The organism is Streptomyces sp. NBC_01591 (assembly GCF_035918155.1).
Taxonomy (GTDB): Bacteria; Actinomycetota; Actinomycetes; order Streptomycetales; family Streptomycetaceae; genus Streptomyces.
In genome coordinates this window covers 1,891,458-1,903,463 of record NZ_CP109327.1, presented here as the reverse complement: position 1 = coordinate 1,903,463, position 12,006 = coordinate 1,891,458, and the positions used below count along the sequence as shown (strand labels likewise).

Sequence of the window (12,006 nt, the reverse complement as noted above, 5' to 3'; positions counted from 1 at the left end):
GCCGGCCTTCTCGTCCCTTACGGAAGGTGTGCCGGATGACCAGCACGGTCCCCGTGTCCTTGACCCGCATGGCCGAAGGCGCCGCGCTCCAGGCCGTCCTCCTCGACATGGACGGCACCCTCGTCGACACCGAGGGGTTCTGGTGGGACGCGGAGGTGGAGGTCTTCGCCGAGCTCGGGCACCAGCTCGACGAGGCCTGGCGGGACGTGGTGGTCGGCGGGCCGATGACCCGGAGCGCCGGCTATCTCATGGACGTCACCGGCGCGGACATCACCCTCGACGAGCTCACCGTGCTGCTCAACGACCGTTTCGAGAAGCGCATCGGCCGCGGTGTGCCGCTGATGCCGGGCGCGGCCCGGCTGCTGGCCGAACTGGCCAGGCACGAGGTTCCCACCGCCCTGGTCTCCGCCTCGCACCGGCGGATCATCGACCGGGTGCTGGAATCGATGGGCCGTCACTACTTCGCCCTCACCGTGGCGGGCGACGAGGTCTCCCGTACGAAGCCGCATCCGGAGCCCTATCTCACCGCCGCTTCCGGCTTCGGCGCGGATCCCGAGCGCTGTGCGGTCATCGAGGACACCGCGACCGGTGTCGCGGCCGCGGAGGCGGCGGGCTGCCGGGTGGTCGCCGTACCGTCCGTCGCTCCCATCGCCCCCGCGTCCGGCCGGGTGGTCGTCGGTTCGCTCGAAGAAGTCGATCTCGCTTTTCTCCGTGGCCTGGTCACGGGAATGCGTTGATCCGCGTACCGAGAGTGTTTCTGTGAATGAATGGAAAAGCTCTCGGTGGTGGATGGTGTATTTTCTGTCGCGTGTGAGTGTGGGCCAGCCGGGTGTGCGATAAAGGATTCGAACGGTCCAAAGCGTGAGCTTTCTCACCCGAATGCGCCTCGGAAGGTTTTCAAGATCCACCGACGTGTCCGTTTTGGGGCGTTGAAATGTCCCGGTTCATTCATGTATCTGCGAAACCCTTCCGGCGCGGGAAAGCGGCTCGCCGTCAATTCCCATCACCATCTGATTACGCGCCGGTAGTTCTCCGGTCCGGCATTGCCGACGACGCCTACTAATGTCGCTTTCTCCATGTCCGGATGAGGGAGAGCGTCCAAGATGAACCGCAAGACTCTGGTGCTGCCGGCCGTCGTCGGCCTGCTCGCACCCGTACTCGCCGCCTGCGGCGCGTCGGGTGACGGGGACGATGGCAAGGACGCCATCGTTGTCGGCACCACGGACCAGTTCGTCGCCTCGAAGGACAACCCCGCGCCGCTCGATCCCGCCATCGGCTACGAAGCCGGAGTGTGGAACGTGCTCCGGCAGACCGTGCAGACCCTGGTGCATGTGCCGCGCGGCGGCGGCGAGCCGGTGCCCGAAGCCGCGGAGAGCTGCACCTTCACGGACACGCAGAACGAGAGCTACCGCTGCAAGCTCCGCAGCGGTCTGAAGTTCGCCGACGGCAAGGCCATAACCGCCGACGACGTGAAGTACTCCATCGACCGCGTCATCCGCATCGATGCCGCCAACGGGCCCGTCGCCCTGCTCGACAACATCGACACGGTCGAGACCCGGGGCGAGCGGGAGGTCATCTTCCACCTGCGCGCGCCGGACGCCACGTTTCCGTACAAGCTCGCCACCCCGGTCGCCGGGATCGTGCCGCGGAGCCAGTACGCGGCGAAGTCCGCGCGTACCGGATTCCAGGTGAACGGTTCCGGCCCGTACACCATGAAGCCGGAGGTCGAGCACAATCAGGTCGTCAAGGTGCTCTTCACCAGGAACCCTCACTACAAGGGGGATCTGAAGGTACGGAACGAGACGGTCGAGCTGGAGGTCTACCCTGACCCGACGGCCATGGGCAAGGCCCTCGACAACCAGAAGATCGACATGATGGCCCGCACCATGTCGCCCGAGCAGTCCCAGCAGATGCTCGAAAAGCCCAGGGACGGCATCGAGCTCACCGAGATGCCCGGCCTCGCCATCCATTTCCTGGGCTTCAACACCAAGGACCCGGCCGTGAAGAACAAGGCCGTCCGCCAGGCCATGGCCCAGGTCGTCGACCGCGGTGAAATCGCGGGCAAGGTGTACGGGACCACGGCCGAGCCGCTGTACTCGCTGATCCCGTCCGGCATCACCGCGCACGCCAACTCGTTCTACAACAGGTACAGCGAACCCAGCACCACGAAGGCTGCGGCGATCCTGAACGCCGCAGGCGTCGACACCCCGGTGAAGCTCACGCTCCACTACCCGACCGACCGTGTCGGCGCCGGCACCGCCGCCGAGTTCGGAACCTTGCAGAAGCAGTTCAACGACACCGGACTGTTCGACGTCACCGTCCAGGGAGCCCCCTGGGCGAAGTACCGCCCGGCGCAGCTGCGCGGCGACTATGCCGTCTACGGCATGGGCTGGTTCCCCGACTTCCCGGACCCCGACAACTTCATGGCGCCGTTCCTCGACAGGAACAACTTCCTCAACTCGCCCTACAAGTCGGCCCTGGCCCAGAAGACGCTCATTCCGCAGTCCCGCCGCGAGACCGACCGCAGCGCCTCGGCCAAGGCCTTCCAGCAGCTCCAGGACATCGTCGCCAACGACGTCCCGGTACTACCGATCTGGCAGGGCAAGCAGTACGTCGCCTCTCGCGAGGACCTCACCGGTGTCGAGTGGGCGGTCAACTCCTCCGCGGAACTCCAGCTCTGGGAACTGGGCGACGGACGCGTCTGAGTGCGGACGGCGCCTCCCGGCCGCACCTGGCCGGGAGGCGCCGCTCTCCCCACTCCGCTCACTGGGCGCCGGGGCGCACCAGACCGCTCTCGTACGCGTACACGGCGGCCTGCACGCGGTCGCGCAGTCCGAGCTTGGTCAGCACATGGCCGACATGCGTCTTGACCGTCGTCTCGCTGACGAACAGATCTGCGGCGATCTCCGCATTCGACAGACCGCGCGCCACCAGCTTCAGCACCTCGACCTCGCGGTCGGTCAGCGTGTGCAGTGTGTCGGGCACCGGCTCCTCGCCGGACGGCAGATGGTCCGCGTACTTGTCGAGGAGCCTGCGGGTGATGCTCGGCGCGAGCATCGCCTCGCCCGCCGCGACCACCCGGATGGCCTGCACCAGCTCATTGGCCGGAGCGTCCTTCAGCAGGAAGCCGCTGGCGCCGGCGCGCAGCGCCTCCACCACGTACTCGTCGAGATCGAAGGTGGTGAGCACCAGCACCTTCGCCGGGCCGTCGCGGCCCGGCCCGGTGATCTGGCGCGTCGCCTCGACGCCGTCCATCCGCGGCATGCGGATGTCCATCAGCACCACATCGGGCTGCAGTGCCCGCACCTGGTCGAGAGCCTGGAGACCGTCACCGGCCTCACCCACCACCGCGAGATCGCCTTCCGCCTCCAGAATCATCCGGAAGCCGGTGCGCAGCAGCGGTTGGTCGTCGACCAGTAGGACGCGGATAGCCACAGGGTCTCCTTCAAGGTCCTTCGAGGGCCACAGGCCGGCCGGCCTCAGCGCGGACCGGATCCATTCTGCCCTGCACATCCTGCTCCGACTCGGCCGGGCGGACCGTCAACGGATATACCGGGGGAGTGCCGCCGAATTCGGGACAGACCGACTGGTGGTCGCACCAGCCACAGAGCTTCGTCGGCCGGGGCCGCCACTCACCCGTCTCCGTGGCCAGCCGGATCGCGTCCCACAGCGCCAGCAGCTTGCGCTCCACCCGCTCCAGATCCGCCACCACCGGGTCGTACGTCAGGATGTCCCCGCTGCCGAGGTAGACGAGCTGGAGCCGGCGCGGCACCACATTCTTCAGCCGCCAGATCACCAGGGCGTAGAACTTCATCTGGAAGAGCGCGCCCTCCGCGTACTCCGGACGCGGCGCCTTCCCCGTCTTGTAGTCGACGATCCGGACCTCGCCCGTCGGCGCCACGTCGACCCGGTCGATCACCCCGCGCAGCCGCAGCCCCGACTCCAGCTCCGTCTCGACGAACAGCTCCCGCTCGGCGGGCTCCAGACGCGTCGGATCCTCCAGCGAGAACCACCGCTCCACCAGGCCCTCCGCCTCCGAGAGCCAGCGCGAGAGCCGCTCGCCCCCGGCATCCTCGGCGAACAGCTCCGACAGCTCCGGCTTCGACTCCAGCAACCGGTCCCACTGGGCGGGGATCAGCGCCGTGGCCCGGCCCGCCGTGCGCTCGACCGCGGGGTTGTCGAAGAGCCGCTCCAGCACCGCATGGACCAGGGTGCCCCGGGTGGCCGCCTCGCTGGGCTTCTCCGGCAACTTGTCGATGACCCGGAAGCGGTACAGCAGCGGACACTGCATGAAATCGCTCGCCCGCGACGGCGACAGGGACGAAGGCGGCTGAGCGGGCCGCGGCAGGGAGGTCATGTCGAAGACCCTACGGCCCGCCACTGACAGCGGGCGCATACCATCGACCACACACCCTCGAACACTGCATGATCGTGCCGTAGGCACCGACCGAAGGGACCCCGTGGACGAGAGCGGCGACAGCGGGCGGCCGCAGCCCGGCGCAGGGGGTACGACCCCAGGCGCCGGCCCCGACAAGGGCGAACCGCAGCGGCCCGAAGAGCCCGGAGGCGGCCTTCTCATGGGCCGTCCCTTCGGCGTGCCGGTGTACGTCGCGCCCAGCTGGTTCCTCGTGGCCGCACTGATCACCTGGGTCTTCGGCGGCCAGCTGGACCGGGTGCTGCCCGAGCTCGGTGCGGCGCGCTACCTGGTCTCCCTCTTCTTCGCGATCGCGTTCTACGCCTCCGTGCTCGTCCACGAACTCGCCCACACCGTCGTGGCGCTGCGCTACAAGCTGCCGGTGCGCCGCATCCAGCTCCAGTTCTTCGGCGGTGTCTCCGAGATCGAGAAGGAGTCCGAGACCCCGGGCCGCGAATTCCTGCTCGCCTTCGTCGGACCGCTGCTCTCCCTGGTGCTCGCGGGCGTGTTCTACATCGGGATGATGTTCGTCGCGCCCGGCACCGTGCCCGGTGTCCTGCTCGCCGGCCTGATGATCTCCAACCTCCTGGTGGCCGCCTTCAACCTCCTCCCGGGCCTCCCGCTGGACGGCGGACGCATGCTCCGCGCCGTCGTCTGGAAGATCACCGGAAAGCCGATGAGCGGCACCGTCGCCGCCGCCTGGGTCGGCCGCGCCCTCGCCGTCGTCACTCTGATCGGCCTGCCGCTGCTCACCCACACCGGGACCTTCGGCAACGACCCCGGCGAGCTCAGTGGCATGGACACCATCACCGACGCGCTGCTCGCCGCCATCCTCGCCGCGATCATCTGGACCGGAGCGGGCAACAGCCTGCGCATGGCCCGGCTGCGCGAACACCTCCCCGAGCTGCGCGCCCGCACCCTCACCCGGCGCGCCGTCCCGGTGGAGGCCGCCACCCCGCTCTCCGAGGGCCTGCGCCGGGCCAACGAGGCGGGCGCCCGCGCCCTCGTCGTCGTCGACGGACACGGCGAACCGAAGGGCATCGTCCGGGAAACGGCCATCGTCGCCGTGCCGGAACACCGCCGCCCCTGGGTCGCCGTCAGCGGCCTGGCCCAGGACCTCACCGAAGGCATGAAGATCTCCGCCGAGCTGTCCGGCGAAGCACTCCTGGACCGGCTCAAGGCCAGCCCGGCCACCGAGTACCTGGTCCTGGAGGAGACCGGTGAGATCTACGGCGTCCTCTCGACCGCCGACGTCGAACGCGCGTTCGTCGCCGCCCTGGCCAGGCCGGCCGCCTGATCCGGACGGAAGGCCCCGGGTCCCGCCCCGGGCTCGCGGTCGGAGCCCGGGGAATCACCGGTACGCTGGTCACATGTCTGAACCGACCGGTGCCGCCCGCCGACGCGGGCCCTTCAAGGTCGGGGACCAGGTCCAGCTCACCGATCCCAAGGGACGCCACTACACCTTCACGCTCGAAGCCGGAAAGAACTTCCACACCCACAAGGGTTCTTTCCCGCACGACGAGCTGATCGGTGCCCCCGAGGGCAGTGTTGTCCGAACCACGGGAAACGTCGCCTATCTCGCGCTGCGCCCCCTGCTCCCCGACTACGTCCTGTCCATGCCCCGCGGCGCCGCCGTGGTCTACCCCAAGGACGCGGGGCAGATCCTGGCCTTCGCCGACATCTTCCCCGGCGCCCGCGTCGTGGAAGCCGGCGTCGGCTCCGGCTCGCTCTCCACCTTCCTGCTGCGCGCCATCGGCGACCAGGGCATGCTGCACTCCTACGAGCGCCGCGAGGACTTCGCCGAGATCGCCCAGCAGAACGTGGAACGCTACTTCGGCGAACCGCACCCGGCCTGGCAGCTCACCGTCGGCGACCTCCAGGACAACCTCTCGGACACCGACGTCGACCGGGTCGTCCTCGACATGCTCGCCCCCTGGGAGTGCCTGGAGGCCGTCTCCAAGGCGCTGGTGCCCGGCGGCATCCTCTGCGCGTACGTCGCCACCACCACCCAGCTCGCGCGGACCGTCGAGTCCATCCGCGAGATCGGCTGCTTCGCCGAGCCGCAGCCCTGGGAATCGATGATCCGCAACTGGCACGTCGAGGGCCTGGCCGTTCGCCCGGACCACCGCATGATCGGCCACACCGGCTTCCTCGTCACCGCCCGCCGCCTGGCCGACGGTGTGGAGGCCCCGCTGCGCCGCCGCCGCCCCGCCAAGGGCGCCTACGGCGAGGACTACGACGGCCCCGGCAGCCAGAGCGGCTCCTCCCGCGGCTGACCCGCGCAACGCACCGGCGCCGCCGCCGAGTTCCCGGACCGACCCGGGAACTCGGCGGCGGCGCCCTTTCGTTGCCGGTACGAGGACACCGTCCTCACCGGCCCGGCAATCCGTACCGACCCCACCGTTCCGCTGTTCTGTGAGGTGTGGCACGATGCTGGCCACCCCGCGCCGTCGCGGCAGTCCCGCCGACCGCACCGCCCACCCCGGCATCCTCGAACCACAGGAACCACAGGAGACATCCCGCGTGCAGACCTCCGAGCTCCCGGACCTCGCGCACACCGACACCAAGCCGCTGCACTGGTTCGCCACCGCGGCAGCCATGGCCGCCGTCATCGCGGCCGCCGGCCTGCTCCAGCCGGACCCCACGGCCTCGGCCTCCACTCCCCACCGCACCACGGCGGAGCACGGCACCACGGCCGTCACCGCCCCCGATCCGGCGCGGGCGGACTTCCCCCTGGAATGCGGCGGAAACGAGGACACGGTGGCCAAGCAGGCCACCGGAGACCTCGACGGCGACGGCCGCCCCGAGACCGTCGCGGTGGTCCACTGCGCGGCCGGCTCCGGCACCCCGCCCAGCGGCGTCTATGTCCTCACGAGCGGAAGCGGGGCCGCACCGCGAGTCGTGGCGACCCTGGTGGACCCCGCCCAGGAGATGAGCATCGGCGATTTCGCGGTGCGTGACGGAATCATTTCGGCCACTCTGCTCGGCTACTCCTCGGACGCGGTGGCGCGCTGCTGCCCCGACCAGCAGGAGCGAGTCACCTGGCAGTGGAAGGGCGGCGCATTCGTCCGCGCCACCCAGGCCGCCCCGAGCAGCGCCTGACCGGTCACCGAGGGTGACGCAAGGCCCGCGGTGGCCGGATCAGGCGGCCTCGGGGCCGTACACCTCGACGCTGTCCGAAACGCGACGGACGTGGATGCAGTCGCCCGGGCACTCCTTGGCCGAATCGACGACGTCCTGGAGGAGCGGCAGCGGGACGGGTGTCGTCGCGCCCTTGTCCTGCAGCAGTTCGTCGTCCGCGCTCTTCACATACGCCAGACCGTCGATGTCCAGCTCGAACACCTCGGGCGCGTACTGGACGCAGATGCCGTCTCCCGTGCAGAGGTCCTGGTCGATCCAGACCTCCAGGTCCTGCGCGTCGCCACCGTTGGGAGCGTCCTGCTGCACGGTCATTTTCTCCTGCCGTTCCCTGCGTATCCGAACCAAAAGAAGCCAGCCCTGGCGGGTGTTGACCGGTTCGACGATACAACCGGCCGCTTTCCGATGTTGAAGGGTGGGTATTCCCCTGACACGAGGGGGAACGCAAGGGTGAAGATCGGACACACCCCGCAGTCTTTGTGATCTAGGGGTTTCAATCATCACCCACCCAGGTAGGGTCAGGAAGCGTCCAGCTCCCCTTGGAGGAGGTGAGGACCGTGGCAGCCCACGACGACGACATCAACCGCGGCATCCGGCCCGGGCGGGGGTCCGAAGACCCAGCCGGCCAGGTCGCCTATCTTGAGCAGGAAATCGCCGTCCTGCGACGTAAGCTCGCCGACTCTCCGCGCCATACGAGGATTCTCGAAGAGCGGATCGTCGAGTTGCAGACCAACCTGGCAGGCGTGTCCGCACAGAATGAGCGGCTCGCCAACACATTGCGCGAGGCCCGCGACCAGATCGTGGCCCTCAAGGAAGAAGTCGACCGGCTCGCACAGCCGCCGGCCGGTTTCGGTGTGTTTCTGCAGGGCAATGAGGACGACACCTGCGACATCTTCACCGGGGGCCGAAAGCTCCGGGTGAACGTCAGCCCCAGTGTTGAGCTCGACGACCTCCGGCGCGGCCAGGAAGTCATGCTCAACGAAGCGCTCAACGTGGTCGACGCCATGGAATTCGAGCGGGCCGGGGACATCGTCACCCTCAAGGAAATCCTTGAGGACGGCGAGCGAGCCCTGGTCATCGGGCACACCGACGAGGAACGGGTGGTAAGGCTCGCCGAGCCGCTGCTGGACATCACCATCCGCCCCGGCGACGCCCTCCTGCTCGAACCCAGGTCCGGCTACGTCTACGAAGTGGTCCCCAAGAGCGAGGTCGAAGAGCTCGTCCTCGAAGAGGTACCGGACATCGACTACGACAAGATCGGCGGCCTGGGCGACCAGATCGAACTGATCCGGGACGCGGTCGAGCTCCCCTACCTCCACCCCGACCTCTTCAAGGAACACGAACTGCGTCCGCCGAAGGGCATCCTGCTCTACGGCCCGCCCGGCTGCGGCAAGACACTCATCGCCAAGGCCGTCGCCAACTCCCTTGCCAAGAAGGTCGCCGAAGTCACCGGCCAGCCGACGGGCAAGAGCTACTTCCTCAACATCAAGGGTCCGGAGCTTCTCAACAAGTACGTCGGCGAGACCGAGCGGCACATCCGCCTGGTCTTCCAGCGCGCCCGTGAGAAGGCGAGCGAGGGCACCCCCGTCATCGTCTTCTTCGACGAGATGGAGTCCCTCTTCCGTACCCGGGGATCCGGCGTCAGCTCGGACGTGGAGAACACCATCGTCCCCCAGCTGCTCGCCGAGATCGACGGCGTCGAGGGCCTGGAGAACGTGATCGTCATCGGCGCCTCCAACCGCGAGGACATGATCGACCCCGCGATCCTGCGACCCGGCCGCCTCGATGTGAAGATCAAGATCGAGCGCCCCGACGCGGAGGCCGCGAAGGACATCTTCGCGAAGTACCTCACGCCTTCGCTGCCCCTGCACGCGGACGACCTCGCGGAGCACACCGGCTCCAAGGAAGCCGCCGCACACGCCATGATCCAGTCCGTCGTCGAGCGGATGTACACCGAGTCCGAGGAGAACCGCTTCCTCGAGGTCACGTACGCCAACGGCGACAAGGAAGTCCTGTACTTCAAGGACTTCAACTCCGGCGCGATGATCCAGAACATCGTCGACCGGGCCAAGAAGATGGCCATCAAGGCCTTCCTCGACCAGGGCCAGAAGGGCCTTCGCGTCTCTCATCTCCTCCAGGCATGCGTGGACGAGTTCAAGGAGAACGAGGACCTGCCGAACACCACCAACCCGGACGACTGGGCCAGGATCTCCGGCAAGAAGGGCGAGCGGATCGTCTTCATCCGCACGCTCGTCACCGGAAAGCAGGGCGCGGACACCGGTCGCTCCATCGACACGGTGGCGAACACCGGGCAGTACCTGTAGAACGCGGACAGGCTGCGGATGCCCGGCCGGGCATCCGCAGCCGGTTGCTTTCGGTACAGCTCACGCGACACCGCAGCAATGACGTAATTGATCTCCCCACCAGCACAGAGGCGCTCTAGGCTCTTGCGTACCGCCCGGTCGCGCAGTGCGTGGACGGGCAGTGCACGCGCACCGACAAGCAGCGGTACTTGAGCGCCGCCCCTCAAGGGAGCGCCGCCGGGCAAGGAGGGCCGCATGACCGTACGGCGAGTAATGGGCATCGAGACGGAGTACGGGATCTCCGTCCCCGGCCACCCCAACGCCAATGCCATGCTCACCTCGTCCCAGATCGTCAACGCCTACGCAGCGGCGATGCACCGGGCGCGCCGCGCCCGCTGGGACTTCGAGGAGGAGAACCCGCTGCGGGACGCGCGAGGTTTCGACCTCGCCCGCGAGACCGCGGACTCCAGCCAGCTCACCGACGAGGACATCGGCCTCGCCAATGTCATCCTCACCAATGGGGCCCGCCTCTACGTCGACCACGCGCACCCGGAATACAGCTCCCCGGAAGTCACCAATCCGCGGGACGCGGTCCTCTGGGACAAGGCCGGCGAACGCATCATGGCCGAGGCCGCCGAGCGCGCGGCCCAGCTTCCCGGCGCCCAGCCGATCCATCTCTACAAGAACAACACCGACAACAAGGGCGCCTCGTACGGCACGCACGAGAACTATCTGATGAAGCGGGAAACCCCGTTCTCCGACATCGTGCGCCATCTGACCCCGTTCTTCGTCTCCCGCCAGGTGGTCACCGGGGCAGGACGCGTGGGAATCGGCCAGGACGGCCACGAGCACGGCTTCCAGATCAGCCAGCGCGCCGACTATTTCGAGGTCGAGGTCGGGCTGGAGACCACTCTCAAGCGCCCCATCATCAACACCCGCGACGAACCCCACTCCGACGCCGAGAAGTACCGCCGCCTCCACGTGATCATCGGGGACGCGAACCTCTCGGAGATCTCCACCTATCTCAAGCTCGGCACCACCGCCCTGGTCCTCTCCATGATCGAGGACGGCTTCATCAACGTCGATCTCGCGGTCGACCAGCCGGTGCGCACCCTGCACCACGTCTCCCACGACCCGACCCTGAAGCACCTCATCACGCTGCGCAGCGGCCGCACCCTCACCGCCGTACAACTACAGATGGAGTACTTCGAGCTGGGCCGCAAGTACGTCGAGGAGCGGTACGGGGCGGACGCCGACGAGCAGACCAAGGACGTCCTGACCCGCTGGGAGGACACCCTCAACCGGCTGGAGAACGATCCGATGAGCCTGTCCGGCGAGCTCGACTGGATCGCCAAGCGGGAGCTCATGGAGGGCTACCGCCGCCGCGACAGCCTGGACTGGGACGCGGCACGCCTGCACCTGGTGGATCTCCAGTACGCCGACGTGCGGGCCGAGAAGGGCCTGTACAACCGTCTGGCGGCCCGCGGGAAGGTGAAGCGGCTGCTGGACGAGAGCGAGGTCGAGCAGGCCCGTACGAAGCCTCCGGAGGACACCAGGGCCTACTTCCGCGGCCGCTGCCTGGAGCAGTACGCCGACGACGTGGCGGCGGCCTCCTGGGACTCGGTCATCTTCGACCTACCGGGTCATGACTCACTGCAACGGGTACCCACCCTGGAACCGCTGCGTGGCACCCGCAATCACGTCAAGGAGCTCCTGGACCGCTGCCGCACGGCGGAGGAGCTGGTCCAGGTCCTCTCGGGCGGCTGAAAGGGCCGGGATCGGGGAATCATCGGGGTGACCCCCGGACGTTGAGGGAAAGTACCGGGCCGATGTCGGAGCCCGTGGGTAGGGTCTGATCAAGTGCTTCGAACCGAGCGGGGTGAGCTATATGGCGACCAAGGACACCGGCGGCGGACAGCAGAAGGCGACGCGTTCCACCGAGGAGGTCGAGGAGCAGGCGCAGGACGCGCAGGTCTCCGAGGACCTCAAGGACCGCCAGGAGAAGCTGAGCGACGACGTCGACTCGGTTCTGGACGAGATCGATGACGTGCTCGAGGAGAACGCAGAGGATTTCGTGAGGTCATTTGTGCAAAAAGGCGGACAGTAGCGGACATGCTGGGCCCTTTAGGGGAAGGATTGCTCGCGGTGCAG

At 68.0% G+C, this 12,006-nt stretch carries 11 protein-coding genes; 8 read left to right on the top strand and 3 right to left on the bottom strand.

The genetic code is table 11. From position 1 onward, the window contains the following. Nucleotides 1-35: 35 nt before the first annotated feature. Together OG978_RS08910 and OG978_RS08905 are read left to right on the top strand one after the other, a co-directional pair. Complete coding sequence (locus OG978_RS08910) at nucleotides 36-737, top strand: HAD family hydrolase (protein ID WP_326764667.1); 702 nt, start codon at nucleotides 36-38, stop codon at nucleotides 735-737. Between the two features lie 366 nt (nucleotides 738-1,103). Beyond that, on the top strand, nucleotides 1,104-2,705 hold the full coding sequence (locus OG978_RS08905; protein ID WP_326764666.1) for an ABC transporter substrate-binding protein: 1,602 nt from the start codon (nucleotides 1,104-1,106) through the stop codon (nucleotides 2,703-2,705). A gap of 58 nt (nucleotides 2,706-2,763) precedes the next feature. Here OG978_RS08905 and OG978_RS08900 read toward each other — a convergent pair whose 3' ends face one another. Together OG978_RS08900 and OG978_RS08895 are read right to left on the bottom strand one after the other, a co-directional pair. Then, the gene (locus OG978_RS08900; RefSeq protein WP_093541287.1) at nucleotides 2,764-3,435 is read right to left on the bottom strand and encodes a response regulator; all 672 of its coding nucleotides are present in this window, start codon (nucleotides 3,433-3,435) and stop codon (nucleotides 2,764-2,766) included. A 10-nt stretch (nucleotides 3,436-3,445) separates the two neighbouring features. Beyond that, nucleotides 3,446-4,291: a RecB family exonuclease gene (locus tag OG978_RS08895; protein WP_326769973.1), complete on the bottom strand. Its 846-nt coding sequence runs from the start codon at nucleotides 4,289-4,291 to the stop codon at nucleotides 3,446-3,448. Nucleotides 4,292-4,460: 169 nt separating this feature from the next. Here OG978_RS08895 and OG978_RS08890 point away from each other — a divergent pair, with 169 nt between their 5' ends. The 3 genes from OG978_RS08890 (at nucleotide 4,461) to OG978_RS08880 (ending at nucleotide 7,516) form a co-directional block, all read left to right on the top strand. Beyond that, nucleotides 4,461-5,711 (top strand): site-2 protease family protein, encoded by a 1,251-nt coding sequence (locus OG978_RS08890; protein ID WP_326764665.1) that lies wholly within the window; start codon nucleotides 4,461-4,463, stop codon nucleotides 5,709-5,711. Nucleotides 5,712-5,784: 73 nt separating this feature from the next. Beyond that, nucleotides 5,785-6,690 carry a tRNA (adenine-N1)-methyltransferase gene (locus OG978_RS08885; protein ID WP_124718703.1) on the top strand — a complete coding sequence of 302 codons (906 nt, stop codon included), beginning with the start codon at nucleotides 5,785-5,787 and terminating at the stop codon, nucleotides 6,688-6,690. 247 nt (nucleotides 6,691-6,937) lie between these two features. Next, the gene (locus OG978_RS08880; RefSeq protein ID WP_326769972.1) at nucleotides 6,938-7,516 is read left to right on the top strand and encodes a hypothetical protein; all 579 of its coding nucleotides are present in this window, start codon (nucleotides 6,938-6,940) and stop codon (nucleotides 7,514-7,516) included. 39 nt (nucleotides 7,517-7,555) lie between these two features. On the opposite strand, the gene OG978_RS08875 is transcribed toward OG978_RS08880, so the two are convergent. Beyond that, nucleotides 7,556-7,867, bottom strand: coding sequence for a ferredoxin (locus OG978_RS08875; protein ID WP_326764664.1), 312 nt, complete (start codon nucleotides 7,865-7,867; stop codon nucleotides 7,556-7,558). 242 nt (nucleotides 7,868-8,109) lie between these two features. Here OG978_RS08875 and arc point away from each other — a divergent pair, with 242 nt between their 5' ends. From arc to OG978_RS08860, 3 genes are all read left to right on the top strand, one after another. Continuing rightward, a complete protein-coding gene (arc, locus tag OG978_RS08870; protein WP_326764663.1) occupies nucleotides 8,110-9,876 on the top strand; it encodes a proteasome ATPase in 1,767 nt (588 codons plus the stop codon). Between the two features lie 234 nt (nucleotides 9,877-10,110). Then, a complete protein-coding gene (gene dop / locus OG978_RS08865) occupies nucleotides 10,111-11,622 on the top strand; it encodes a depupylase/deamidase Dop (protein ID WP_442817670.1) in 1,512 nt (503 codons plus the stop codon). Between the two features lie 121 nt (nucleotides 11,623-11,743). After that, entirely contained in the window at nucleotides 11,744-11,962 is a 219-nt protein-coding gene (locus OG978_RS08860; RefSeq protein ID WP_124718707.1) for a ubiquitin-like protein Pup, read from the top strand. Nucleotides 11,963-12,006: the final 44 nt, after the last annotated feature.